Raw genomic sequence first — 26018 nt, 5'->3', positions numbered from 1 at the left:
TGCACGATGTCTGGTCGTCCCTTCTCGTTCGGCCTGATCTGGCCTCGTCTGGCCCGGTCCGAGCGCTTATTGTATAAGCGCTCGCCGTCTTGGGCATGCCGTTCAAACCCTGACGCCACGGCGCTTTGTGCATATCAAAGCGGGAACCTGGTCGTGGAGAGGATTTCCTTGAGCACCATGAAGCTGCGGATTTGCCGCACGCCGGGCAGGTACAGCAATTGCTCCGCGTGCAGACGGTTGAAGCTCTCGCTGTCGCGCGTTCGCACGAGCATGAAATAGTCGAACTCACCCGTGACGACGTGGCATTCCATGCAGCCCGACACCTTCTGCGCGGCCTTTTCGAACGCGGCGAAAGTCTCGGGCGTCGAACGGTCGAGCACGACGCCGATCACCACCAGCATCCCCGCGCCGACCGCTTTCGGATCGAGCAGCGCCACCGTCGCACGGATCAGCCCCATCTCCTTGAGCCTTTCGACGCGCCGCAAACAGGCGGGCGCGCTCAGCTTCACCTTTGCCGCGAGCGCGACGTTCGAAATCGACGCGTCCTGCTGAAGCTGCTTGAGGATCGCACGGTCGATGCGGTCGAGCTGCGAGAGCGGCGCCGATTCGGTTCGACTTATGCCTGTACTCGTTCTGCGTAATTTTGTTGCGCACATATGTTTTCGTGAAAAATAAAAGAATGCTGGTACCGCCCATGGCCTTCTGAAAGTATCTTCAACTATTTAATTTCGCAAGCTCATTTCGCGTGGTCTTTTCTATCATGTCTGTCAGCGCGCGGCATCATTTGCGGCTTCGCTTGCGCGCCCTTCCCAGACCAACGGACCTCGACCATGAACCTGCAACGCTTCCCCCGCTATCCCCTGACCTTCGGGCCGACGCCGATCCAGCCGCTCAAGCGCCTCTCGCAGCATCTCGGCGGCAAGGTCGAGCTTTACGCGAAACGCGAGGACTGCAACAGCGGCCTTGCGTTCGGCGGCAACAAGACGCGCAAGCTCGAATACCTGATCCCCGATGCGCTCGCGCAAGGCTGCGATACGCTCGTGTCGATCGGCGGCATTCAGTCGAACCAGACGCGCCAGGTCGCCGCCGTCGCCGCGCATCTGGGCATGAAGTGCGTGCTCGTGCAGGAGAACTGGGTCAACTACTTCGACGCCGTGTACGACCGCGTCGGCAATATCCAGATGTCTCGCATCATGGGCGCCGATGTGCGGCTCGTGCCCGACGGCTTCGACATCGGCATTCGCAAAAGCTGGGAAGAAGCGCTCGACAGCGTGCGCGCCGCGGGGGGCAAGCCGTATCCGATTCCCGCCGGCTGCTCGGAACATCCGCTCGGCGGTCTGGGCTTCGTGGGGTTCGCGGAAGAAGTACGTCAGCAGGAAGCCGAGCTTGGTTTCAGATTCGACTACATCGTCGTGTGCTCGGTGACGGGCAGCACGCAGGCGGGCATGATCGTCGGCTTCGCGGCGGATGGGCGCGCGGATCGCGTGATCGGCATCGATGCGTCGGCGAAGCCCGAGCAGACGCGCGAGCAGATCACGCGTATCGCAAAGCACACGGCGGAAAAGGTCGATCTGGGCCGCGACATCACCGCGCAGGATGTCGTCCTCGATACGCGCTATGGAGGTCCCGAATACGGCCTGCCGAACGAAGGCACGCTGGAAGCGATTCGTCTGTGCGCGCGGCTCGAAGGCGTCATGACCGATCCCGTGTACGAAGGCAAGTCGATGCACGGGATGATCGACAAGGTACGGCGCGGCGAATTTCCCGAAGGCTCGAAGGTGCTGTATGCGCACCTGGGCGGCGTGCCCGCGTTGAGCGCTTATAGCTTCCTGTTCCGCGAAGGCTGATTGCGCGGGTACGCGCGGGCGTCGCTCCTCTGACGAAAAATGGCGATGCCACACGGCATCGCCATTTGTTTTCGCAACGTGTCGCGCGCTTACTTCACGGTATTACTTCACGCTATTACTTCACAATATCGCTCGACATCCATCCTTCCGCGACACCGATCTGCGCGACCTGCTTCGCGACCGAATCGGCGAGCTTCTTCGCATCGCTCGTGACGGTGTCGCTCTTGTGCTCCGAACCGACATGCAACGCGCCGCCCACCGCCGCCGACGTCGCGACATGTCCCACCGCCGCGCCGACACCCGCCGTTTCCGCGACGCCCGGCATATGGCCGCTGTTCGCATCGGCGTCGAATGTCTGCACGAGTTGCGGCATGCCGCCCGCCGGCTTGTACAGCACCTGCACATGCGCCTTCACTTCGCTCTTGCCCGCGCCCAGTCCGATCAGCATGCGGCGGCGATGATTACCCGCATCGATCGACGCGACATTACCCTGCACGATCAGCACGTTTTCGTTGGCGGGCGGCGGCGCATCGGTGCGGATCGCGTGCACGCCCATCGATTGCAGCTTCGCGACCACTTCGTCCGTCAGCTCGGCGCCGGCCGCGACGGCTTCGTTCGTCTGCTGCGACGCTTGCGACGAGCCGGAAAAGCTCGTGCTCAGCTTGTGGACGATGCCGCTGTTGTCGAGCTTCACGGCGTCCGGATTGCTCGCGAACGTGTACACGTAGACGTTCTGCGGATTAGCTTGCGTGAGCGTCGAGTATTGGGCTGTGTTCGTGACGCTGGCTGCCGCGCAACCGCTCAGCAGCATCGCGCTGAATGCGAGCGCAGCCGAAGCGCTGCGAAGGGTCTTGCCACGAACGGAGGGAAGAGAAGCAAACATGTGAAGTCCTGTCATCGGTCAGAAGATTGCGGGGATCGTCCGATGACGGATTGCTACGCTTATGGCGGCATCGGCGATTTCACGGTTGCGTGAATCGCCGGTTTCGTTGTGTTCTGCAGCTCAGCACGCGGAACGCAGTATGGGTCTCCAGCCGCGCGAAGGCTATCGATCAATTATGTCGGCTCGTGTCACGGGCCTCCGAACCTTGCGCGACGGGCTTCGCGGGCTGCTTCTGCACAGTTTTTTCTGCGAGCCGGTTGCGGCGCGGATGTGTTGTAATACAACTTGTCGCATCGCGAGAAGTCCCCCGCTAACTTTCTGTCACTAGGTTTGGACCATGACGAAAAAAATTGCGTTGAGCGGCGCGGGCGGCCAGTTGGGCCGCTTCCTGCGCGTCGCGTTGAACGGGCGCGGCGTGAATCTGCGTTCGGCGGCGGGTTCGCGCGCGCTCGATCCGCTGTTCGATGGCGAAGACGTCATGCACGGCGATCTGCGCGATCCTGCCGTGGTCGACCTGCTGATGCAGGGCGTCGATGTGCTGATCCATCTGGCGGGCACGAGCGTCGAGCGCCCGCTTGCCGAAATCATCGAGAACAATCTGCGCGCGCTCGTCGAAGTGTACGAAGGCGCGCGCCGCCACGGCGTGCGGCGCATCGTGTTCGCGAGCTCGAATCACGCGATCGGCATGTATCCCGTCGAGGACAAGCTGCCGCTGGACTGCGCATTCCGGCCCGACGGTTTTTACGGGCTCAGCAAGGCGTGGGGCGAATCGCTTGCGCGCATGTACTGGGACAAGCATGGCATCGAAAGCGTGTGCATCCGCATCGGCAGCTGCATCGAGAAGCCGACCGAGTTCAGGCACCTGAGCACATGGCTCGGCCATGACGACTTCCTGCATTTGATCGACCGCTGCATCGACGTGCCGGATATCGGCTTCGAGGTGGTCTGGGGTGTGTCGAACAATACGCGCAGCTACTGGGACAATTCGGGCGCCGCGCGTCTCGGCTATCGACCGCGCCAGAACGCCGAAGATTACGCCGCCGGGATTCTCGCAAAGCCGAATCCGCTCGATCCCGTCGCGCAGCGTTTTCAAGGCGGCGGATTCGTCACGATCGACTACACGCCGCCGGAGAAACGCAACGTCGCGCGCTGAGCGCTTGTGTGCGCAACGACTGCGATCAATAAAAAAGCGCCGCAAACGCGGCGCTTGTTGCTGCTTCCAATGCGTGAACAACAATCGGCGTCAGAACCGATGCACGATACCCACGCCCACGCCGACCATGCTGCGCGATGACGAAGGCGTCGAGTTGAAGCCGTCGCCGAGCGTCGCCGTCGCGTTGATGATGTGCGTGCCGCCGCCCGACGTGTTCGGCGCGAGCGTCTGGCCGTTCGCGCGCTGATAGGCCTGCAACGCGTACAGGCCCGTGCGCTTCGACAGCGAGTAGTACTCGGACAGGTTGAACTGCTGATACTGCGCGCTGCTCGCAATGCCGTTGGCCTTCGTCGCGCGCGTGTAGCTGTAGCCCGTCGCGAAGTCCCACACGGCCGTCGGCTTCCAGTGCAGCACGATGCCACCCGTGTTCCAGATCGCCTCGTCGCGGAACCCCGAACCGACGCCCGCAATGTACTGCACGTTCGTGTACGTCGCCGTGATGTCGAACTGGCTGTTGAACGTGTAGCCCGCGCCCACCGCGAAGCGCTGCTGTGCCCGCGCCGACTGGTAGCCGTTGGTCACGGCCGAAATGCCCGTCTGCGCGCCCGCGTTCGAGGTCGTCGTGTCCGAGCCGAACGCACCGCCGTTCGAGTTCGAGTTGTTGATGCGCGAGAAGCCGACTGCGAGACCGATCGGTCCCTGTGCGTACTGAATCGCCGTGCTCCATGTCGAGCCCTGATACGCGCTGCCCGGCACGCCCGCCAGCGAATACGAGCCGCTGAACTTGAAGCCATACAGTTGCGGCGACATGTACAGCAGCGTGTTGTTCGCGCGATAGATCGTATCGAGGCCATCGACGTCGCCGGGGTGCGCGCCGTAGAAGCCCGTGAGCCAGGTCGTCGGGCTATACGGCGACAGCAGCTGGTAGTACGACGCATACTGACGGCCCGCCGTCAGCGTGCCATACGTGCTGTTCGTCACGCCGACGAAGGCCTGGCGGCTGAACATCAGGTTGGTCGTCGACATCGCGCCGCTGTTCGCGCTGAAGCCCTCTTCCAGCGTGAAGATCGCCTTCGTGCCGCCACCGAGATCTTCCGCGCCCTTCAGGCCGAAACGGCTGCCTGCCCATACGCCCGTGATCATCTTGAACGCCGAGTGGCCGCCCGATGTCGAACCGAGCGTCGTCGAACTCGACTGATAACCGATGCCGTTATCGACGATGCCGTACAGCGTCACGCTGCTTTGCGCGAACGCGGGCGCCGCCGTGGCCAGCGACGCGCCGATCACCAGTGCGGCCTTCACGCCCGGAAATTGCTTCCTTTCCATCCTTATCTCCTCCTTCACTTCGTCTCGATGTTGTTGCGTGGTGTGATCGCGATGCACGGCATGGCGCCGCGACCGCGAGGTTGCTTCGTTGCTCGCTTTCCTTCTTTCCTTCTTCAAGAGATCAAAAGACGGCTGGCAGGTGTGCCGCGTCGTCACGCAAGACGTACGCGCTCAGTGAATCTCCGGCTCGCCGGACGTGGTGCCCGCGCCGCCGCGTTGCAGGAAATCGAAGTCGCAGCCCTTGTCGGCTTGCAGCACGTGCACCTGATGCATCGCGCCGTAGCCGCGCGAGAAACGGGGCTCGGGCGCGACCCATTCAGTCTTGCGTCGCGCGAGTTCATCGTCCGATACCAGCACGTTCAGCTTGCGCTGCGGCACATCGAGCTCGATCAGGTCGCCGTCGCGCACCAGCGCGAAAGGCCCGCCGATAAACGATTCGGGCGCCACGTGCAGCACGCACGCGCCGTAGCTCGTGCCGCTCATGCGCGCATCCGAAATGCGCAGCATGTCGCGCACGCCCTTTTGCAGCAGCTTCTTCGGGATCGGCAACTGGCCCCACTCGGGCATACCCGGCGCGCCCACGGGGCCCGCGTGCTGCAGCACGACCACGCAGCTTTCGTCGATGTCGAGGTCTTCGTTATCGATGCGCGCGGCCATGTCGTTGTAGTCCTTGAACACGACTGCGCGGCCCGTGTGCACGAGCAGATGCGGCTCGGCGGCGCCCGGCTTGATCACGGCGCCATCGGGCGCGATGTTGCCGCGCAGAACAGCAAGGCCGTTGTCCGGCATCAGCGGATTGCTGCGCCGGCGGATCACGTCGTCGTTGAAGATCTGCGCGCCTTCGAGGTTCTCGCCGAGCGTGCGCCCGTTGACCGTCCTCTGCGAGCCGTCGATCAGATCGCCCAGTTCCGCGAGCATCGCCTGCAGGCCGCCCGCGTAATAGAAGTCTTCCATCAGATACGCGCCCGTCGGCCGGATGTTCGCGAGCACGGGCGTGCGGCGCGAGAGGCTGTCGTAGCGGTCGAGCGTCAGCTCGATGCCCGCGCGGCGCGCGAGCGCGATCATGTGCACGATCGCGTTCGTCGAGCCCGACAGCGCGAGACAGGTCGTGACCGCGTTGTCGATCGACTGCGCGGTGAGGATGTCCGACGGCTTCAGGTCTTCCCACACCATCTCGACGATGCGCATGCCCGTCTTCGCGGCCATCTGCGCGTGACGCGAGTCGGGCGCGGGAATCGAAGCGAAGCCAGGCAGCGTGAAGCCGAGCGCTTCGGCAGCGCTCGTCATCGTCGACGCCGTGCCCATCGTCATGCAGTGGCCCGGCGAGCGCGCGATGCCGCCTTCGACGCCCTGCCAGTCTTCTTCCGTGATCTTGCCCGCACGCAGATCGGCCCAGTATTTCCACGTGTCCGAGCCTGAGCCGAGCGTCGCGCCGTTCCAGTTGCCGCGCAGCATCGGACCGGCGGGCAGGAAGATGGTCGGCAGGTCCATCGAGATCGCGCCCATCAGCAGCGCCGGCGTGGTCTTGTCGCAGCCGCCCATCAGCACGACGCCATCGGCGGGATACGAGCGCAGCGTCTCTTCCGCTTCCATCGCGAGGAAGTTGCGGTAGAGCATCGTCGTGGGCTTCTGGAACGGCTCGGAAAGCGTCTGCACAGGCAGCTCGATCGGGAAGCCGCCCGCCTGCCAGATGCCGCGCTTCACTTCTTCCGCACGCTGCTTGAAGTGCGTGTGGCACGGGTTCATCTCGCTCCACGTGTTGAGGATCGCGATGACGGGCTTGCCCGCATATTCCTCGCGGCTGTAGCCCATCTGCGCGGTGCGCGAGCGATGCCCGAACGAGCGCAGATCGTTCACGCCATACCAGCGATGGCTGCGCAGTTCCTCTGGCGTCTTCTTCGCCTTCTTCCGTTCGTTGCCGTCGGTGCTCACGTTCGTCTCACTCCAGATCAAGCTTCTGTTCCACTGCGATGTATTCCACAGCAATGCGGCTGCACGTCATGCGGATCGCGCCGCGCGATCGTCGCGCGGCGCGTCCGTAGTCATCAATTCGGGTGCGTTCAATTCGGGGGCACTCGATTCGCTCATCGATCACACGCGCGCATTGCCGGCAAGCTCGCATTCGAACGCGAGCAGTTCGCGCGCGGCCTGCGCAATCGCTGCGTGCTGTTCGACGGGCGCTCCGCTCAGCAGCGGCAGAATCGAGCCCATGTCCGCGATGCCCGAGAACGTGACAGCGTCGTGCAGCACGCGAATCAGCGAGATCTCGTCGCGCAGCGTTTCGAGCGGCATGAACGCGTCGTAGAGGCGCTGTGATTCCGCGTCGCGGCCGGCTTTGACGGCGGCGAGCAACGCCATCACCGCATGCGAAGCGATGCAGCCCGAGCCCGTCGTCCACGAAGCGAGGCCGAAGTCGCGCACATGCACGAGCGCCGGGCGCTCGCCCATGCCCGAAATCACGCGCGAAGCGCTCACGCTTTCCAGCAGGCGCCGCAGGTACGGATCGTCGGCGGGATTCTCGCGGACGATCGCGTACTTCACCGCGATCAGCGTGCCGCGATCGACGAGGCGCGCGAGCGTATCGACGTCGACGTAATCTTCACTCTTGATGTAGAGCGTGAGCGGGATGCCCGCCGTATCGACGATGCGCGTGAGCCCCGCGTCGACGCCCGCAGGCGTCGTGAAGCCGGCGAGCGGCAACACCATTGCAGTGCGATACGACGTCTGCGACAGGATGCGTGCCTGGTCGAGCATTTTGCCGAAGTCCGGGCCGATGGCAGGAATCACGCGCGTCGTGGGCGCGGCGCTCGCCGCCAGCATGTCGAGCACCTCGCGGTATTCGCTGACGGCCACGTGATAGAAGTTCGCGTTGCCGCCATACAGCAGCGTGCGCACGCCACCCGCTTCGATATGGCGGATCAGCTTCTGGTTGGCATCGACGTCGAGCGACAAATCGGCGCGGCGCGCGAGCGGGGGGACTGCCATCACGGTCGACGCGAATTCGCGCTCGACGATCTGGGACTCGTTCATAAGATCTCGTGGGTCGGATGGGTGGCTGACAAGCCAGAAAGCTACATTGTTGCCGCGATGTTGTCAAACAACTAGGCGAGCAATTGGTGTTTTCCATGAAATCGTTTGACAACGATTTCCGACATGCCCGGTCTGCCGAGCTCGTTCAAACGCTGGACGTCAGCGGCCTCGACACGGCATTGCACCGATGTCGGCGACGCGCAGAGGCGGAAAATCAGACCGTCTTCGTTCGTCGGTGTGTCCACTGAAAAGTCGGTGGACACACCCTGCTTTGTTTCATGTGTCGTAGATCGCCCGCCTACTGTCAATCTCCGTCGTAAGGCTCCGCGACTTCGGCATCCGGATGCTTCCGGTTATACGCTTGCCGGATCGTTTCTTTCAGGTTGTACTCATTCGTTTCGACCGCTCGTGCATCATGCTGATCGGCCATGCCATTGCAGATCGCCCCAACTGTCGCAAGGATGATCGATACGAACGGCCCAACGACGGGAATGAAACCGCTAATTCCGCTGATCAGGTTGATGACTGCACCGGCGAAATCGAGTTTGTCCTGTTCCGTGAGCGTTCCCGCCCTCTGCTTCTGCAAATAAGTAGAAAGCGCAACCCCAAACGACACCGCACCCAGACCCGTATTGATCGCGGACGGTACCATTTGCATCCGCAACGGCTTGGATATTTTCATCCATTCCGGCCAACCGTCTGTTTGCTTCAAGAACGCGTTTTGCTGCTTGGCAAACCATTTTCCGTACTTTTCGCCCCATTCCTTTAACGCCTCTATGCCCCTGCCCTTCAGACTCTGAAGTTCTGCAAACGCTGTCCTCGCTTGCTGGAGCGTTTCCTTGCTGTCGTCCATGACCTTGTTGAACAGATCGTAGGCGGATCGCCTTAACTCGGCGTAGCGATCGAGTTCGCGAACGAGTTCGAGCGCTTGCGCATTCCCCGACGCTCTCGCAGCGTGGACACTATCGAAACCTAGCGCTTTGAGTCGCGACATTGTCTCCTGCGCCTTCGCGTCGATCTTCATGATGTTTTCATGCGTATCTCTAGCGACATCGCTCGCGCGTTGGTGAAGACTCTGCCCAATTTCCTGCAATTCAAAGTACTCGGGCGCAATCTCGTGGGTTGCGTCCTGCAGGACGAGTTGCTGGACGTCCGGGTGCGAAGCTTCGACTCTCGACAGCACCGTGTCACGCAGGCTTTGCTGCCCCTCGGACACTTGCGAATCGATAGACTGAGTTTCGGCGTTCACCCTGGCGTCTATCTGCTCCACCAGCGGATCGTTGGAGCCCAGACTGTCGAATTCATCGCCGGATCCTGTGGTGGGTGCGCTGCTGGGTCCTGCCGTAGGGGCGCGGCTGGGTCCGGTCGTGGGTGCGCGGCTGGGTCCCGGCGTTGGCGAAGGCGGTGTCGGTTCCTGTACCGCAACGGGGCTCGCCTTTTTTTGTTTATCCGCGTACAACTTGGCGAGATGATTTCCCAAGTCGGCACCAATGCCCACGGTCAGCTCGTTAACCCCTTGGCCAAAACTCATACTCGCTGTGACGTAATCTTTCCAGGCGTCCTTGTCGCCTTTGCTCGTCTTTTCCAACCCACTGAGAATCGAGTACACCCCTTTCGTGATGTAACTTGCTGCCGCGGCGCCGCGCGTCCCCAGCAAGAGACCTGGCCGCGTGTAGGGTCCTAGCTGACCGAGCCCGGCCCAATTCGGACGCTGTAGCATGCGACCCAGCCACGTTCCCTTCAGCAGATTCGAATTGTGGAACCGCGCCCAATCGAAGATCACCGCGCGTGTGTAGGTGCTCGCCAGCTTTCCGTATTTGATTTCATTGTCCGCAGCTGAATGATGCGCGACCCGCGACAGGTTGACATTGGCATTTTTCCCGATCGAATCGATCGAATCACCGGGGTTGGCATTCTCGATAGCGCGTTTTACCCGGCCGATTTTTTCCTTCTGTTCCGGCGAAGGGGTGTCGGCAGTATATATTTCCATCAGGTCATTGGCCGCCTTCGCAAGCTTGATCACATCGTCGGTGATGTCCCTGTTGTTTTGGATGTCGTCTACGATCGACCGCAACGCTGCGTTGTACTCGTCGAGTGCTTCCGTCATCTCTTCGCCCACGACTGCCTCCGTTGCCACCGTCTCGATTTCCTTATCGAGCGGATCGGACTGGGCCTCACTCACAGCCGCCTTACCTGTTGGTGCATCCGATTTCTTCCGGGCAGGCACCGGTACCGTGCCGCCTTGCGGCGATTCTCGCGCTGCATGCCTCGCCGGAGCACCCTTCCTCCCAGCAACTTCAGTGCGTGTGTTCGGCGGGTTGTCCGGTTCTTCGGGTTGAGGCTGATCGACCCACGAGGGGTTGTTTTGAGAATTGACTTTCATGAGAACTCCTGCGGAAAGTGCCTCCACTGTCTCATCAAGCCGCCGAGGCACGTGTAAGCGGCAATTCATTCTCATTCGCTCGCGCACACCGGCACTGTGAACTTACATTTTGTAGCGCCCATGTGTGGCGCCGTATGCAACGCTCTCTGGAATTCAAGTGCCTTGAGAAGGCTGGCTATCGTCGAGCATTCGATGCAGGGTGAGAAGGCTGGAAGACGCTCGATGGTTCGGCCGCGAGCGCAAGATGGCCGACAGCAAGATTGCGTCGGCGAGGAAACTGCTGGCCGGCGGCGTGCCGCTCACGGACCTGGCCAGCAATCCGGGCATGTCCGTTCAGGCGATGTATCGGTGGATGTCAGCCTCAGCGTACGTGTTTCTCGTGAACGCTGAGGCGCCCGATCATCCTGTCTGGCACGACACTCAATACTCGTTGCGCAAATAACCTTCTTTCGACGGATCACGCATGCGGAACGACACGAGTCCTGCAATCGCGCAGAGAGCGGTCACGTACCAGTAGAACATCGATTCGCTGCCCGCCTGCTTGAGCCACAGCGCGACGTATTCGGCCGAGCCGCCGAAGATCGCATTCGCGACCGCGTACGACAGGCCCACGCCGAGCGCGCGCACTTCCGGCGGGAACATCTCGGCCTTGATCAGGCCGCTGATCGACGTATAGAAGCTGACGATGGCAAGCGCGGTCACGACCAGCACGAACGCCATGACGGGACTCGTCACGTCCTTCAGCGCATGCAGCAGCGGCACCGTACCGATCGTCGCGAAGAAGCCGAACAGCAGCATCGAGTTGCGGCGGCCGATGCGATCCGACAATGCGCCGAACAGCGGCTGCAGAATCATGAACACGAAGAGCGCACCCGTCATCACGTTGCTCGCCGTCTTCGCATGCATGCCGGCCGTGTTGACCAGGTACTTCTGCATGTACGTCGTGAACGTGTAGAAAACCAGCGAGCCGCCCGCCGTGAAGCCGAGCACCGTGAAGAACGCGCCCTTGTGCTGCCACATGCCGTGCAGCGTGCCCGCTTCCTCGCGCCGACGCATCTCCGCCGTCGTCGTTTCGTCCAGCGAACGGCGCAGGTACAGCGCGACCAGCGCCGAGATCGCGCCGACCACGAACGGAATGCGCCAGCCCCATGCTTTCAGCTCTTCCGTCGTCAGTAGCTGTTGCAGGATCACGAGCACGAGCAGCGCGAACAGCTGGCCGCCGATCAGCGTCACGTACTGGAACGACGCGAAGAAGCCGCGACGTCCTTGTACCGCGACCTCGCTCATATAGGTCGCACTGGTGCCGTACTCGCCGCCCACGGACAGCCCCTGGAACAGACGCGCGACCAGCAGCAACAGAGGCGCGAGCGCGCCGATCTGCGCATAGGTGGGCAAGACGGCGATCACGAGCGAGCCGCCGCACATCATCAGCACAGAGACCATCATCGAGAAGCGCCGGCCGTGCTTGTCGGCGAGACGCCCGAAGAACCAGCCGCCGATCGGACGCATCAGGAAGCCCGCCGCGAACACGCCCGCCGTGTTCAGCAGCTGCGTCGTCGTGTTGCCGCTCGGAAAAAACGCGGGCGCGAAGTACAGCGCACAGAACGAGTAGACGTAGAAATCGAACCACTCGACGAGGTTACCCGATGACGCGCCGACAATCGCCATTACACGACGCCGGGTTTCATTTGCTTGAATTTCGATAGGATTGTTAAGATTTGTCATAGATTGGTGTTCTCCATTAGATCTCCTGCCTCAATATCGATATGAACTTCGTCTTTCTAAAACGCTCTTGCCGGCATCTTCGTTCGGCATTCTAAATGAATATGAAAGACTATTGTTTGTCGATGAAAAACCGGCCATTGATGAAGCACCGCGGTCGCTGATCGAACCGCTTTTTCAAAGCCACACCGTTTCCGATATCCAGCTCGCGAACGGGTGCAAGCCAGGTCAACGTGCATGGGGACCGCCGCTATGACCATGACAGTACGCCGCATCCGAAAAAGCTCCTGTACTGCCTCCTATAACACATGGAGCGTGGACCTCGGGCTTTAATGAGCCGTGGTCCGGCGCTTTCAGGTTGTTGCCGGACTCATGTGTGTACACAACTTCTTGGGAGCAATCATGAGCGTATCCACAATCGGCCAGACATACCCGGTTTATAAGGTCGACGACGATGGGCAGGATCAACCAACTCCAGAAAATTCGAGCCGCTACGGCGGCGATTATCAGCAACCAGAAAGCAGGAGAACGGATAACCCGAGCCGTAACACGCAACCCACGACGCCCTCCAGCGTACCCACGCCCCCGAAGGTGCCCATTGGCGGTTCAGCTCGTCAGCCGTTGGCAGGTGCAACCTCAGACGAGCTTCGGCACTTGAGCGACGTATTCGATTCGCGGGAGCAAGGTGGTCAAGGAGCGCCGCTTGGCCTGTCCAACGATGCAGCCGCAGCGGACAAGCTGCGCTCGGCACGCGAGATGGACACAGCCGGCTATCCGCCCGACGTGCAGGACTTCGAGGGCCGCGTGTGGGACTCGCAGGCGCTGCTCTCCGCGTTGTCGCCGAATGCGCGCGAGTTCTACGCAGGCGCGCTTGCCACGCTCGAAGCCGTATACCGCAATGCGGCCTCGGCGGATGAGAAAAACCAGATCAGGGCGAAGCTGCAATCGCTCCAGGATGACATTCGGGGCGAATACAACGAGGCGATCAACGATCCGCTGGAACGCGTGCTTTCTGTGTTCAACGAACCCGTCGGCGCGGGCTATCTGAACGCTGACGACAAGCAACGGCTTGCGCAGCTCAAGGAGATGCGCCAGAAGTTTCTCGACGCACCGGATGCGGTGACAAGGGAGAAAATCTTCAAGGATGCCGTGGCGTCGAAATCCCTGCTGCAACACGCGGCGATGATCGGCATCGACAAGTACATCAACGAGGACAAAAGGAAGTGGGACGATGCGAACCAGTACGTCAGTCAGATCATCGAGGAGGCAGGCCAGATCAGCGATCCGCTGGAGCGCTACAAATCGATTGGCAACAAGCTCTTTTCGCTCAATGCCGGCATGGGCGAGGATGACGTCGCGGACCGCCGCATCCTTGCCTTCACTCAGCGGATGCGCGACGACATAGATTTGCGCACGAAGCTCGACGAATGGGCGGTCAAGGCCGGCATACCGCTCAACAAGGCCGGCGTCGGCGGCGCGCCAGATTACACGGGCATTCTGAACGATCCCCCGCCCGCCGGCCCCGATTACATACGCGATCTTGCCGACCGATATACGGGGGTCCTCAAGGACACGGCCAAGGCGGAGCGCGAGGCGGGCAACCGGAAATACCGGCCGCTTCTACAGGTTGCGGAGGGATTGCTTCGCTTCCTGCTCGGCATGACGCCGCTTGCTCCGCTCGCAGCTGCTTTCGACGAACATTCGGTTCTCTCGCCTGGTGCCCGTATGGGGATCGAGTTCGCATCCGCCCTGTTGGGCTCCATCGACGCGGGCGGCGAACTGGCTTTCGCCGGGAAGCGGCTTGGCGCCTTTGTTGCGGACGTCGCCAGGGAAGCTGAAGAAGAAGGCAATGAGGGCTCCGCATTGCTGCGCTTGTCGACGGGCACCGCGAAGACGGCAGGCGAAGAGGCCGTTGGCGGCGCGGCCGAAGAGGCGGCAGGCGAGGCGCAAGCCCATTACTTGCATGTTCCGGAAGGGCCGACGTATGACCCGGCGCTGCTCGCCGCGAAAGCGCGTATCGAAGGGGAGGCACTGCCCGTGCCCGAAGGCTATCGGGTGCGGGTCGACGCGACCAGTCTGAAACCGGACGAGAACGCCCCCGGCGTTTATACGGACGATCAGTTCCACCACTACATCAAGAACGGCGATCACCATTACGCGGTCGACTACGATGCCGCCAACGATACATGGCGCGTGGTTCATCCGGACTCGCCGGGCCGCTACGCCTATCCGGTGAAATACGATCCGGCCAGCCGCACGTGGATGATCAACCCCGACGTCGGCCTGCAAGGCGGGAGCCCGTTGTCGCGGCTGGTTTCGCTGAAGCGTTTCATGAGCGATCCGCGCGTCGCGAAACTGGTTCAGTCGAAGATGCTGAAGCCTCAGAATCCCCATACCTGCTTCCTCGATCACGGCAGCGTGGCAAAGCATGCGGCCGACGTGCCCGATGGGCGCCTTGTTCCTGTTTCCACGGGACGGCTCACCGCGCCGCAGTTGCGCGCCGAACTCGATAAAGGGCCCGTCGTCCTCAGCGCCAGGAACATTGCGCGACCCGACTCCAATTACTCGGGGATGCATACCGTCGTGCTGCTCAAGACCGTGAAGGAGGACGGACGCGAATACGTGCTGGGTATCGATCTCGACGACACCGTGACGCGCAACGGGCAGGCGCAGAGTCTGGCGGAAGGCGATTTCGGCGGTGTCGAATACGACATCAACAAGCTGGTCGACGAGGCCGCGCCGTACGTCGATGAAGACACAGGCCACACTCTCGAGATGTATCACCGGCCGGAGCAGAAGTCGGGGCTGTGGAGCTGGTGGAAATAGAAGCGGTCCGTTGCGCCCGACGCGCGATCGAATGCGCCCTTCATCGCGCCCGGAGCGGTGTTGTCGGGCTCTCGGGCGCGATCGTTTCATCGTCTGGCGCAATTCGCAATGCGTTATCTATTCAATACATGCAACAGGCGACTGATCTCTAGACTACGCCTACCGGATCGAACACGCGCCAGCCTGTTTTTTTCCGGCAGATGCAAACAACCATCCTGATTGAAGTACCAACCATTCGAGGAATCATTCATGCAAGCAACATTCGACAGTAACGCCCACGCATTCATGGACATTTCATCCGCACTCACGGGGACCGGCACCGTGTCCCAAAGCGTGATGCAACGCTTAAAACCCACTTCGTTTGACTCCGGCTTTTGCGGCAACTTCTTGCCGAGTCAGCAAATCGATGCAACGAGTTATTTGCAGCAACTTTCGCAAACATCGGACAGCATCTCCGCTTCGATGTCCGCGACCAACTTCCACCAGTCCAGTGGACCGGGTGGCTTTGAACAGTTGTTCAGTTACGACAGCTTCCGGTTTCAGCAAGACTTTAAGGAATCCTCTTTTCTCAGCGAAAATGGATCGAGCCACTGCGGTTGTCAGGACAACAACTGGAGCAATACGCCCGTCAAGGACGGCAAGTCAACCATCGATCTTGGAGGCTACAAGCTCGATCTGAACAAGAAAGACTCTTCCATTACCATGACGAACAAGCAGACGGGCGAGACGACCCGCATCTGGGGGGACCCTCACATCGACACCAATGGCACGTCAGGCATGTTCAAGGGCCCAATGACGTTCAATCTGCCTGATGGGACGAAGGTGACCGTCGGTACGCAGCCGAAGGGCAATGTCAGCTACGCCGACAATGTGACGATCACGCGAGGCAACGACGCTTACGTGGTCAACGGTCTGAGCGAGCTGGACAGCAATCCGCTGACTGTGGAGCGCAATCACCACGGTTACGAGCTCGACGCATACACACCGGACGGCTATTCGCTCGTCCCAAGCCGCAAGGGCAAAGGCTGGATCGATCCGCAGACGGGCCGCGCACCGACTTCGGGGGACTTCAGCAAGCACTGATCGTGTGGTCGGGGCCGCCGGAATACGGCGGTCCAGTGAGTGATCTTCAAGTAGCGCAAGAGCACCGCAAGCTCGCACAGCCGATAACAGCGTGCTCCATTCGCCGTTTGACGATCAGTCTTCGGGATCGCAGCCCTCCTGCTGCACAGCCTTGAGACGGTGTCCGCGCTCCCGTGCATCGTCCGCGCCAAACATTTCCCGCTGCAAGGCACGGGACGCGGATACGACCTGCCTCTCTGCCAGCCGTTCGGCGTGCAGCGCAACAGCAAACGCCTCTTCCAGCGCGAACCTGCCCGCGTCGTGCCGATGCAAGGCCAGGCGCCACAGTGGCGCACTTCGATCACCATACGTGCATGTGGCGAGAATCTCGCAGCGCCTTGCCTCATGCCGCGCGATCAGATTTCTTTGCCGCGCGGTTTCGGCTGCCGCGCGCTGGACCTGAACGCGTGCGTCGTTCAAGAGGCGGCGCTTGCGCTCGACGCGTAGCTGCCGCACGCTTGCAAGCAGGGCCCACAAGCGCAGCTGCGCCGCGTCCTTCATCTGCGCGGCTCACGGCAAAGCACGCGCAGCGAGGCAATCGTGTTCTCCCAGTCGCAATACTCGTCGTGACGCTGACGAAGAAAGCGCTCGATCATCTCGTGCCGGTCGATCGCCTGATCGCTTGCGAGATCGTTGCCACGCCGGTATTCGCCGATCTGCAGCAGCAACTCGAGTTCCTGATACCGGCTCATCCAGCCACGCACCCGGCTGGCATTGTCTCGATGCGCGAGGTCCGTCACGCGCGTCATCACGCGGCTCTTGCTCTTCAGGACATCGATGGCCGGATAGTGTCCTGCCGCGCCGAGGCGTCCCGACAGCTGGATATGCCCGTCAAGCAGGGAGCGCGCCTCTTCCGCGATAGGGTCCGACATCTCTTCGTCTTCGGCCAGCACGGTGAAGAACGCGGTGACCGCGCCCTGCCGCGTGAGCCCCGCGGCTTCGACCAGCTTCGGCATCTCGGCGAATACGCGCGGAGGATAGCCGCGGCGCACGGGCGGCTCGCCGACCGCAAGTCCGACCTCACGCAGCGCGCGCGCATAGCGCGTCAGCGAATCGAACAGCAGCAGGACCTGCTTTCCTTCGGCACGCAGTTCGCTCGCGACGCTGCACGCAAGCTCGGCGGCCTTGATGCGCTCCGCCGCCGGCCGCTCGGACGTCGATGCGATCACCACCGACGACGCGCGCCGTGAATCGAGATGATCGTGAATGAACTCGGCCACTTCGCGGCCACGCTCGCCGATCAGCGCGACGACAATCGCATCGACAGTCGCGCCATTCGCGATCATGCCCATCAGCGTGCTCTTGCCGCCGCCTGCCGGCGCGAAGATGCCGACCCGCTGACCGACTCCACAGGACAAGAGGCCGTCGATTGCGCGCACACCCGTCGCGAATGGCGTCGAAATCACCGGGCGCTCGAGCGGATTGATACGCGCCAGCCCGCCCGCCGACGGCCTCGCGCTTGCCGTTGCGGGAGCCGGGCCGCCGTCGAGCGGCCGGCCTAGCCCGTCGACCACCCGCCCGAGCAGCGCGGGCGCGTCGAAGCGCCCCCATTCGAGCCCGCAGCCCTCCACCCTGGTGATATTCGACAATCCCGCGAGCCCGTCGAGCGGCACGACGAGCGCGCCGTCCTGAGCGAAGCCGACCACCTCGCCGATCTGCGCGTCGAGCGTATCGGGTCGGATAAGGCGGACCATTTCACCGATGCGCAACGAAGCGCCTACCACGCGAACGACGACGCCCCGGGCTTCGACGATTCTGGCATCGAGCGTCGGCGGGCTCGACAGCAGCCGCGGCGCCGGCACGAGCGTTTTCATCTTGCTGTTCATCGATTACGAAGACCGAGCCGGTGCGAGCGTCGCGATCACGCGGACCCGATATGTGTCGCGTGGAATTTCCTCCATCGCGAGCACTTCGGCGCGAATGCCCAGCGTGCGCAAAACGTGCGCGAGATGAGGACGCAGGCGAGCCGTCGTCATCACGACGCGCGCAGTATTGTTTTGAGCCGCAAAAACCCGCTGCACGCTCTCCAGTTGATCGGCGTCGAACGCGCATTGCGGCTCGCCGTTGGGATCATCGGTAATCTGCGCTTCGAGATGGGCTTCCCATGACGGTTCGAGCACGGCGGCGTTCACTTCCCAGTTGTTCAGATCCGCGTATGAGCGCACCAGTTGCGGCGCGAGGGCGATGCGTGCCTCGCGCACCATCCGGTCGAGCGAGCGCTCGCCGTCCGGCACGCGAACGATGGCTTCGAGAATGCCGCGCAGATTGCGGATCGGCACACGCTGCTCCAGCAGACTGCGCAGCACGGAAGCAAGCTGTACCGTGGTGACTGCCTGTTGAACCTGCGTCACGAGTTCGCGGAATTCGAGGTTGATCTGATTCAGCAGAAAACGCGTCTCCTGTGTGCCGACAAACGATGCGGCACGCTGCTCGCACACCTCCACCAGGTGATCGCAGAGCGCTGCGTCGGCACTCGATTTCGTGACTTGCGCGTCGTCGATCGCGGCGGCCGACTGCGGGTGCACCCACACCGACTTCTCCGCGCGAGGGCGATAGCCCGGCATGCCGTCTATCGTCACGCGCGCCGCATCGCCGCTCACCAGCACGTGGCCCGCGACGAGCGAGCCGCCGGAGATGGGCACGTCGTCGATATCGACGATATAACGATGTTCTTCGAGACGCGTATCGCGCAACAGTCCAAGGCCCGGAAACGGCACGCCGAGACGCACCGTCAGATCGCGGCGCAATTGCGCGAGCCGCCGGTTGAGTTCGTCCGGACGCAGCGCTTCGCAGGCCGCCGCGCCAAGCCGCACCCGAAGCAGCGAACTCGTGCCCAGCTCCACGTCGTCGAGAAGGCGCTGCACGTAGGTTCCGCCATCACGCGTCATCGCCGGCATTTTCGGCCGCGCGGAGCGGTCCGTCGCTGCACGCTCGCGCATCATCGCGACGGCCATGCCGATCAGCGCGGCCGCCGCGAGAACGAACTGGACGTGAGGAAACCCCGGAATCGCCGCGAGCGCAAGACATGCGGCGCCCGCCATCGCCAGCGCCTTCGGATGCAGCGAGAGCTGCCTGAAGATATCTCCGCCGAGATTCCCGCCACCGCCGCCCGACGACACACGCGTGACCAGCAAGCCCGCCGAGATGGATACGATCAGCGACGGAATCTGCGACACGAGACCATCGCCGACCGTCAGGATCGTGTACGTGTGCAGTGCGTCGCTGAACGACATGCCTCGTTGAGCGATGCCGACGGCAAGACCGCCGGCGATATTCACAAGCGCAACGACCAGCCCCGCAATGGCGTCGCCCTTGACGAACTTCATCGCGCCGTCGAGCGAGCCATAGAAATAGGTTTCGCGTTCCAGCGCGCCACGCAGCCGGCCGGCCTCGGACGGAGCGATCAGCCCGCTGCGCAGATCGGCGTCGATGCTCATCTGGCGACCGGGGATGCCGTCGAGCGTAAAGCGCGCCGACACTTCGGCGACGCGGTCCGCTCCCTTCGCGACAACGATGAACTGGATTGCCGACAACACGACGAACACCACGATACCGACGGCGACATTGCCGCCCACCACTATCTCGCCAAACGCGCCGATGATCTGTCCCGCGTGCGCATTGAGCAGAATCATCTTCGTCGACGCAATCGCGAGGGCGAGCCTCAACAACGTCGTCACGAGGAGCAAGGATGGAAAGCTCGATAACTCCACCGGCCTCGCGGCGTAAATCGTCGCCGTGAGCATCACGAAGCTGGCCGTGAAGCTCACGCAGATGAACAGATCCAGTATGAATGCGGGAATGGGCAGGATCAGCAACATCAGCACGCAGAGCAGGCCGCCCCCCGCCGCAAGATCCGCATGCCGCGCAATCAGGCCCGGCACGTCGATGCTGCCCAACTTCGAATTCTTCATCATGTCAGCGGCTCAACTCTCTGTGCATGGCTCGGCGGCGACCCTTGACGTGCGGATCGCCTTCTTCGTCGCGGTATTCGCGCTTGATCTCGTTCTTGTCCATTCTCAACCGCCGCCGCCACTGAAAGCGCTGCAATCCGAAGTCGACGGCGGCGGGCGCGAGTTGCGACGCGCTCATCATGGCCAGCAGACGCGCAAGCGACTGGCCTGTTGCGCTCAGCTGTCCGCCGAACGAAAGCGCAAACGAGGGCAGCAGCTGCGCGCACCATGTCGCGAGCGCATGCCAGAAGATGAACAGCAAGATGGCAAACTGCGCCAGCGTGATCGCGGTGTCGATCAGCGTCTTCAGGCCGAACAGGTTCTTGATTCCCGTCACCGGATTCAGGCGTTTGATGTCCGGCAGGACGCGCTTGAATGCGACCAGACCGCCCGTTTGCGCGGCTTCGGGCGCGACGATCGCGAGCGCGCCGACGCCGAGCGTCGCGAGCACGACGGGTAGCGCCGCTGCAAGCGCGCTCGTTACCTGCGTGTAGCGCTCGGCGAATGGCCGCGTCTGATCGATCTGCATGACCGTTTCCACCACATGCACGCAGACCTGATAGACATGCGGCGTTTCGATCACCAGAAACAGCCACCAGAAGAGGCCGCTCACCGCCGTCGTCACGTGCGTGCTCTTCGCGATGTCGCCGTCCTTGCGCGCGCGTCGCAGCCTTTGAGGCGTCGGTGCTTCCGTCTTGTCGCTCATCGCAGTATCGCGCTTCGCAGGAAGATAGCGTTGAGTCGCTCGAACAGCACCGGCACGCAGAAGACAATCGTGAACGAAAGCACGATCGCCTTCACGGTGCGCGCGGTCGTGAACGGGTTGATCCGCTTCGCGTAGCGGGACATCAATCCCAGCGAGACATCGACGAGCAGCATCAGCCCGATGAGCGGCATCGCGAACTGCACGCCGTCGGTGATCGAGAGCGCCAGTCTTTGCTCCGCCAGCTCGCGCATTACGCGCATGTAATCGGGGCGCAGCGCGCCTGCCGGCCAGAGCGCCCATGCATCGGCGAAGAAACCGTAGACAGCCCGCAGCCCTGTGCCCGTAAAAAACGTCAACGTGGCAAACCAGACGAAGAGCGTCTCGAAGAGCGCTGCCTCGTCGCGAAAGTTCGGGTCGTACGCCGCGCCGATCGCGTAGCCGCCCTGCTGGTCGATCAACGCACCGGCAGCGGAGGCCGCATGAAATGCCACGCTCAGCAGCAGGCCGAGCGTCAAACCGACCAGGACTTCAACAGCAGTCGCGGCGATCGGGTTGACCGGCCAGCCGATCTGCTGCGGCAGCGTCGCGAACATCAGCATCAACGGCACCCGCAACGCGATGCCGAGCGACTCCTTGCCTCCAAACGGAATCAGCGATAGCGCGATGGCCGGCCGGATGCTGCAGAACGCGAACCCTTCGATATATCCGATGACGTCGGCCATCACTGCACCCTGCCCGCCGCGATATAGGAGAACGCATGCTCCAGAAAACGGGCGACCTCATTGTTGCCCCACGGCATCGCGACGATCATCACCAGCCCCACACCGATGATCTTCGCGCCATACGGTAGAGCCTGATCCTGAATTTGCGTGATGGATTGCACGAGCCCGAGCAGAACACCGATCGCCGTGGCGACCGCGAGCGCGGGTAGCGAGAGCCAGAAGACGAGCAGCAATGCATCGCTCGACAGCGAACCGAGGGAAGGATATGAATTCATCCTGCGTAGCTGACAATCAGGCCGTGCATCAGCTTTGAAATGCCTGAGACGGACACGAGCACAAAAAGCTTCAACGGTGTCGAAACCGTGGTGGGCGACAGCATCACCATGCCCATTGCCGTCAGCACGTTGGCCACGACGAGGTCGATGATGAGAAACGTCATGTAAAGCAGGAAGCCCGCTTCGAAGCCGCTCGAAATTTCGCTGATCATGAACGCGGGGATCAGCAGCGAGAAGTCGGTCTCCTGTGCGTCGCGCGCGGGGTCAATGCGTTTTGCCGCCGTCACCATGAACGCGCGCTCGGCGGGCCGCGAATGTTCGAGCATGAATTCGCCGAGCGGCCCGCGCACTGCCCGATAGACCTCCGTGACGTCGGGCAGCTCGCCGCGCTCGATGCGTTCGTCCAACGACAGATCGGCGCCGATCTTGCCCACGGTCGGGCCCATCACGACGAGCGTCGCCGCGAGCGCCAACGCCGAAATCGCCATGTTGCCCGGCGCCTGCTGCACGCCGAGCGCCGAACGCAGCAGTGTCAACACGATGCTGAACTTGGTGAACGACGTGGTCATCGTTACGATCAACGGAAGCAGTCCGAGGACGAAAAACAGAACGATGATCTGGAAGTTGACGGCCTGCTCTCTCATGATGCGGTTTGTGTCTCCGCCATGTGTGCCAGATCGACGATGCGTACACCCAGAGCGTCGTCGATGTCGATCAGTTCGCAGCGCGCAAATGGAACGCCCTGGCACAGCAACAAGACCGCATGCCTGCGCACCGGAAATTGCAAGGACACGATCGAACCGGCTCGCAGGCGCGTCAGCTCATCGAGCGTCAGCGACAACGTGCCGATCACGGCATCGAAGGAAAACGTGAGCGCGCTGGCGGGAATCAGTTCGCTCGTCATCTCGGCGGATGCGTTGGCATCGTCGATCATCGGTCGATCTATTGACATGTAATCTCCAGAAGGTTGAAGCAGAATGCGGCGCGCGCCGTGGCGAAGCGGCAGGCGCAGATACTGTGACGAGCGGTTGAGGAGCAGCGCATCGCCGCGCCTGATCCTGCGCAGACGCTGCAGCGTCAAGGCGGGCCCCGCCATGCACACGGACACGGGCAGCACGAGCCGACGCGCGAGCCGGGACGAGTCCTCGACGCGAACCGGCTGGCGCTTCAGCCATTGATCGACTGCCGTGCTGTCCAGCGCGAAGTGCGCAGCGCGATGGCTTCCTGCATGCGTGAGGACAAGACCGTATGCGCCAGGCTGCGGCACCGAATCGAATGACACGCCCGTCACGCCGATCGAGAATCCGAACACGCCTTCGAGCGCGCTCAGCCAGTCCTCGAAGGCTTCCTCGATCAACAGCGCGGCCCGCTCTCCTGCCTGCGCCAGCGATTGCCGGGCCAGGTCGGGAAACAGCGCCTGCGCATCGCAATCGAGCGTGAGCGGCGCGCCCATCGCGTGTGCATGAAGCCGCAACGGATAACTCGCTCGACAGGGTTCGAATTGCAGCGTGAACGTACGCTTGCCGACGCTGATGGGATAAGCCATGCCGAAGTGCAGCGCGGCAATGTTGTGCCGCTCCGCATGGATGAGCGAGATCCGCTCCATGTCTTGCCATGGACTCATTTGATCTCTCCGCCATACTGCACTTCACAAGTCCGTGCGAGAACGTCGATCACGTCGCGCAAGCCGCTCTCGACCACCGCAAACTTCTTCGCTGACTCGCCGTCGATGTAGCGGTACTCGTCCAGCACTGCGGCGATCGCGTCTCTCATGCCGCGCTCCAGCGCGCGCAGTTGCGGCGTCAGGCTGCCGTCGATCACGCCGCGCTCGGTTTCGATGACGAGCGAATGCGGCGGCAAGCCGGCGTCGGCCAGCACCACGAAAAGCGGGACGTCGAGTTCGTGTTCGAGCGCGCTGACGATGCGCTGTGTCTCTTCGCAATCGTCCGCCGATACCCGCACCGACAGCACCTGTTGCGTACGCGACGCACCAATGCAGCGCCGCAGCCGGTTGCGCAGCAACATGCCGGCAGGAAGCTCGCCGACTAGCTCGACGATCGCTTCAAGTGCGACACCCGCGAGACGCTCTTCCAGACAGCGGGATGCGAACGATGCGGCTGCCGACGGCGCAACGAATTCGTGCAGTGCGGCCCGGCGCCCTGCGTCATATCCGCGACGCCACGCCCGGCGCTTCAACGCACGCGCGCGCTGCGCGAGACAGGCGCTCGCGTATTCGGCGTCCCGCGCGCGGGACGCTTCGACTTCGCGCAAACCCTCAAGTTCGCACAGGTCAGCGGACGACACATAGCCGTCCGACTCCACGCGCCACTCGCCCTTCCGGCAGATCAACATGCTTTGCCTCCTGCGAGTGCGTACGCGGCATCGAGCACATCGCCGGCGTTCTGGACGCTCATGCCGCTGACCCGAAATAGCGCCGCGCGTTGCGCGACGGCGCACGGCAGGCGCAATTCCGTCAGCACGTGCAGCGCCGGGTCGCCCAACGCGTGCAGCGCGAGCCGCAGGCCGGCCGCCGTCATGTCGGAGCGATCGAACACATTGAGCATCACCCCCAGGTCCGCGTCCTCGTATTCGCCGCGCGAATCACGTTGAATTGCGCTCAGCACGCCCGGCGCAATGACGGCGGCGAACGTCCCGTGCGCCGCTCCGCTGATCACCCTGCGCAGCGAACGCGCATGGGCAAGCGCTGCGGCCACGCGTAAGACTTTCGCGCATGCCGGACGCGGCAAGGCGGCGACCCATGGCTCAGGTGGGATCGCGTGCATGACGATCAATTGAGGAAAGCGCATGAGCAGACGGGCGTTCGCATCGGCCTGAGCCCGCTCGGTGAGCGCGGGTACGCCGCGCGGCAGCCAGCTGTGGTGCGCCCACTTCGACAGCGCAAGAACGGGGACGCGGCTCATGATGCACCTCCGCCGTCGGAAGGGCCCGGCTGTTCGTCAGCACGCGCCTCGGCCGCCTTCTTGAGCTTGCGGCGCCGGTAGAAGGTCGGCGTGAACGAGGAGATGCCCTTGTTCCATACCCACGCGGATATGATCAGCAACATCGCCATCACGGTCAGGGCGATCAGCGTCAACGTGCTGTCGTGGCGCGCTGCGTCACCGGGCGCGGCGACGTATGAACCGCTGTCGCTGCCCGCGTCGCGTGATTCGACAACTGGCGTGACGGGAATGAATGTCAGGTACACATGGTCGGGCGTCAGACCTTCGACGCTGCCCGCGACGAGGCCGCGAATCTTGTCCCTCATGTATTCGAGGTTGTAGTCGCTGCGATAGCGCAGCATCACCGACGCCGACGGTGGCGTGACCTGCCGCATCAGCGGATCACGCTCCGGCTGCACGATGTGCACGCGCGCCACCAATACTCCGTCGATCTTTTCGAGCGTTTCCGATAGCTCCTGCGTCAAGCCGTACACATAACGCACCCGGTCTTCGTCGGGATTCGAAATCAGCCCCTGCCGGCTGAACAGATCGCCGAGATTCGCATGACTGCCGTGAGGCAGTGCATATTCGCGCGTGATCTCGGTTGCGGTGACGATGTCATCGCTTTCGACAGACACGTTCCACGTCTTGTCGGTGTTGCGTTCCTTGGCCCCCTCGATGCCGTGCTGACTCAGCACGGCAATGATCTGGTTGGCCTGGTCCTCTTCCAGGCCCTCGAACAATGATGATTTGCAGCCGACGAGGAATAGTAGCGGCAGCAGGATCAGTGCGCGGCGCATCAGTTCCTCTGTGTAAGCGTGTTGAGTGCCTGGTCGAATTTTTCCGCGACGTTTTTCGCCATCGCGGCGGTTTCCTGCATGTGATCGAGGTCTCTTTGCAGATCAAGAAGACTGAGCAGCCTCGCCGTCGAGGACCGGCTTCTCGCATACGCGTTTTGATCGCTTGCGATACGCTTGTCCTGACTGTTGCAGATTTCTTCCGCACGATCGAGCATCTGGCTGACGAGCGAATCCCCGGCATTGCCAAACGGGTTATCGGGCGATCGAAGTTGTCTCGGGTCCGAAACGGAATCCGGCGGAAACAGGTTCATCACCACGGGTTGCAATTGCATGT

24 protein-coding genes are annotated in these 26018 nt (G+C 62.4%); 6 read left to right on the top strand and 18 right to left on the bottom strand.

Features of this window, described 5'->3' with window-relative positions:
• Nucleotides 1–134 precede the first annotated feature (134 nt).
• Nucleotides 135–656, bottom strand: coding sequence for an Lrp/AsnC family transcriptional regulator (locus AB4Y32_RS07470; RefSeq protein ID WP_368720714.1), 522 nt, complete (start codon nucleotides 654–656; stop codon nucleotides 135–137).
• Between the two features lie 174 nt (nucleotides 657–830).
• Here AB4Y32_RS07470 and AB4Y32_RS07465 point away from each other — a divergent pair, with 174 nt between their 5' ends.
• On the top strand, nucleotides 831–1847 hold the full coding sequence (locus tag AB4Y32_RS07465) for a 1-aminocyclopropane-1-carboxylate deaminase (protein WP_368720713.1): 1017 nt from the start codon (nucleotides 831–833) through the stop codon (nucleotides 1845–1847).
• Between the two features lie 115 nt (nucleotides 1848–1962).
• Here AB4Y32_RS07465 and AB4Y32_RS07460 read toward each other — a convergent pair whose 3' ends face one another.
• A complete protein-coding gene (locus AB4Y32_RS07460) occupies nucleotides 1963–2730 on the bottom strand; it encodes a DUF4410 domain-containing protein (protein WP_368720712.1) in 768 nt (255 codons plus the stop codon).
• Between the two features lie 337 nt (nucleotides 2731–3067).
• Between AB4Y32_RS07460 and AB4Y32_RS07455 the strand changes: the two genes are divergently transcribed.
• Nucleotides 3068–3883, top strand: coding sequence for an NAD-dependent epimerase/dehydratase family protein (locus tag AB4Y32_RS07455; RefSeq protein ID WP_368720711.1), 816 nt, complete (start codon nucleotides 3068–3070; stop codon nucleotides 3881–3883).
• Between the two features lie 90 nt (nucleotides 3884–3973).
• On the opposite strand, the gene AB4Y32_RS07450 is transcribed toward AB4Y32_RS07455, so the two are convergent.
• The 4 genes from AB4Y32_RS07450 to AB4Y32_RS07435 form a co-directional block, all read right to left on the bottom strand.
• The gene (locus AB4Y32_RS07450; RefSeq protein WP_368720710.1) at nucleotides 3974–5209 is read right to left on the bottom strand and encodes a porin; all 1236 of its coding nucleotides are present in this window, start codon (nucleotides 5207–5209) and stop codon (nucleotides 3974–3976) included.
• Nucleotides 5210–5380: 171 nt separating this feature from the next.
• Nucleotides 5381–7141 (bottom strand): L-arabinonate dehydratase, encoded by a 1761-nt coding sequence (gene araD / locus AB4Y32_RS07445; protein WP_368720709.1) that lies wholly within the window; start codon nucleotides 7139–7141, stop codon nucleotides 5381–5383.
• Between the two features lie 159 nt (nucleotides 7142–7300).
• Nucleotides 7301–8239 (bottom strand): dihydrodipicolinate synthase family protein, encoded by a 939-nt coding sequence (locus AB4Y32_RS07440; RefSeq protein ID WP_368720708.1) that lies wholly within the window; start codon nucleotides 8237–8239, stop codon nucleotides 7301–7303.
• A 304-nt stretch (nucleotides 8240–8543) separates the two neighbouring features.
• A complete protein-coding gene (locus tag AB4Y32_RS07435; RefSeq protein WP_368720707.1) occupies nucleotides 8544–10622 on the bottom strand; it encodes a hypothetical protein in 2079 nt (692 codons plus the stop codon).
• Nucleotides 10623–10821: 199 nt separating this feature from the next.
• Between AB4Y32_RS07435 and AB4Y32_RS07430 the strand changes: the two genes are divergently transcribed.
• Nucleotides 10822–11064: a hypothetical protein gene (locus AB4Y32_RS07430; RefSeq protein WP_368720706.1), complete on the top strand. Its 243-nt coding sequence runs from the start codon at nucleotides 10822–10824 to the stop codon at nucleotides 11062–11064.
• Here the strand turns inward: AB4Y32_RS07430 and AB4Y32_RS07425 are convergent.
• Nucleotides 11043–12347, bottom strand: coding sequence for an MFS family transporter (locus AB4Y32_RS07425; protein WP_368720705.1), 1305 nt, complete (start codon nucleotides 12345–12347; stop codon nucleotides 11043–11045). The two genes, AB4Y32_RS07430 and AB4Y32_RS07425, sit on opposite strands and share 22 nt — an antisense overlap.
• Nucleotides 12348–12998: 651 nt before the next feature.
• Here AB4Y32_RS07425 and AB4Y32_RS07420 point away from each other — a divergent pair.
• From AB4Y32_RS07420 to AB4Y32_RS07410, 3 genes are all read left to right on the top strand, one after another.
• On the top strand, nucleotides 12999–15170 hold the full coding sequence (locus AB4Y32_RS07420) for a hypothetical protein (protein ID WP_368720704.1): 2172 nt from the start codon (nucleotides 12999–13001) through the stop codon (nucleotides 15168–15170).
• Nucleotides 15171–15419: 249 nt separating this feature from the next.
• Nucleotides 15420–16253: a DUF1521 domain-containing protein gene (locus tag AB4Y32_RS07415; RefSeq protein ID WP_368720703.1), complete on the top strand. Its 834-nt coding sequence runs from the start codon at nucleotides 15420–15422 to the stop codon at nucleotides 16251–16253.
• A 159-nt stretch (nucleotides 16254–16412) separates the two neighbouring features.
• A complete protein-coding gene (locus tag AB4Y32_RS07410; RefSeq protein ID WP_368720702.1) occupies nucleotides 16413–16739 on the top strand; it encodes a hypothetical protein in 327 nt (108 codons plus the stop codon).
• A gap of 50 nt (nucleotides 16740–16789) precedes the next feature.
• Here AB4Y32_RS07410 and AB4Y32_RS07405 read toward each other — a convergent pair whose 3' ends face one another.
• The 11 genes from AB4Y32_RS07405 to AB4Y32_RS07355 are packed head-to-tail and all read right to left on the bottom strand — an operon-like array spanning nucleotide 16790 to nucleotide 26010.
• Nucleotides 16790–18106 (bottom strand): FliI/YscN family ATPase, encoded by a 1317-nt coding sequence (locus AB4Y32_RS07405; RefSeq protein ID WP_368720701.1) that lies wholly within the window; start codon nucleotides 18104–18106, stop codon nucleotides 16790–16792.
• Between the two features lie 15 nt (nucleotides 18107–18121).
• Nucleotides 18122–20206 carry a flagellar biosynthesis protein FlhA gene (locus AB4Y32_RS07400; protein WP_368720700.1) on the bottom strand — a complete coding sequence of 695 codons (2085 nt, stop codon included), beginning with the start codon at nucleotides 20204–20206 and terminating at the stop codon, nucleotides 18122–18124.
• A gap of 1 nt (nucleotide 20207) precedes the next feature.
• Nucleotides 20208–20948 (bottom strand): EscU/YscU/HrcU family type III secretion system export apparatus switch protein, encoded by a 741-nt coding sequence (locus tag AB4Y32_RS07395; RefSeq protein WP_368720699.1) that lies wholly within the window; start codon nucleotides 20946–20948, stop codon nucleotides 20208–20210.
• A complete protein-coding gene (locus AB4Y32_RS07390) occupies nucleotides 20945–21670 on the bottom strand; it encodes an EscT/YscT/HrcT family type III secretion system export apparatus protein (RefSeq protein ID WP_368720698.1) in 726 nt (241 codons plus the stop codon). The genes AB4Y32_RS07395 and AB4Y32_RS07390 overlap by 4 nt, the downstream gene beginning before the upstream one ends.
• Nucleotides 21670–21945, bottom strand: a complete 276-nt coding sequence (gene sctS / locus AB4Y32_RS07385; protein WP_368720697.1) for a type III secretion system export apparatus subunit SctS — start codon at nucleotides 21943–21945, stop codon at nucleotides 21670–21672. Before sctS ends, AB4Y32_RS07390 begins: the two co-directional genes overlap by 1 nt.
• Complete coding sequence (locus AB4Y32_RS07380) at nucleotides 21942–22589, bottom strand: EscR/YscR/HrcR family type III secretion system export apparatus protein (protein WP_368720696.1); 648 nt, start codon at nucleotides 22587–22589, stop codon at nucleotides 21942–21944. Before AB4Y32_RS07380 ends, sctS begins: the two co-directional genes overlap by 4 nt.
• Entirely contained in the window at nucleotides 22586–23569 is a 984-nt protein-coding gene (locus AB4Y32_RS07375; protein WP_368720695.1) for a FliM/FliN family flagellar motor switch protein, read from the bottom strand. Before AB4Y32_RS07375 ends, AB4Y32_RS07380 begins: the two co-directional genes overlap by 4 nt.
• The gene (locus tag AB4Y32_RS07370) at nucleotides 23566–24297 is read right to left on the bottom strand and encodes a flagellar biosynthesis protein (protein WP_368720694.1); all 732 of its coding nucleotides are present in this window, start codon (nucleotides 24295–24297) and stop codon (nucleotides 23566–23568) included. The genes AB4Y32_RS07375 and AB4Y32_RS07370 overlap by 4 nt, the downstream gene beginning before the upstream one ends.
• A complete protein-coding gene (locus AB4Y32_RS07365) occupies nucleotides 24291–24866 on the bottom strand; it encodes a hypothetical protein (RefSeq protein WP_368720693.1) in 576 nt (191 codons plus the stop codon). Before AB4Y32_RS07365 ends, AB4Y32_RS07370 begins: the two co-directional genes overlap by 7 nt.
• Nucleotides 24863–25684: a type III secretion system inner membrane ring lipoprotein SctJ gene (gene sctJ, locus AB4Y32_RS07360; RefSeq protein WP_368720692.1), complete on the bottom strand. Its 822-nt coding sequence runs from the start codon at nucleotides 25682–25684 to the stop codon at nucleotides 24863–24865. Before sctJ ends, AB4Y32_RS07365 begins: the two co-directional genes overlap by 4 nt.
• Nucleotides 25684–26010, bottom strand: coding sequence for a hypothetical protein (locus AB4Y32_RS07355; protein WP_368720691.1), 327 nt, complete (start codon nucleotides 26008–26010; stop codon nucleotides 25684–25686). Before AB4Y32_RS07355 ends, sctJ begins: the two co-directional genes overlap by 1 nt.
• Nucleotides 26011–26018 lie beyond the last annotated feature (8 nt).

Origin of the sequence: Paraburkholderia phymatum (assembly GCF_040965635.1) — a bacterium.
Classification (GTDB): Bacteria; Pseudomonadota; Gammaproteobacteria; order Burkholderiales; family Burkholderiaceae; genus Paraburkholderia; species Paraburkholderia phymatum_B.
The sequence above is the reverse complement of the archived record's forward strand: the minus strand, read 5'-3'. Positions and strand labels throughout refer to the sequence as shown.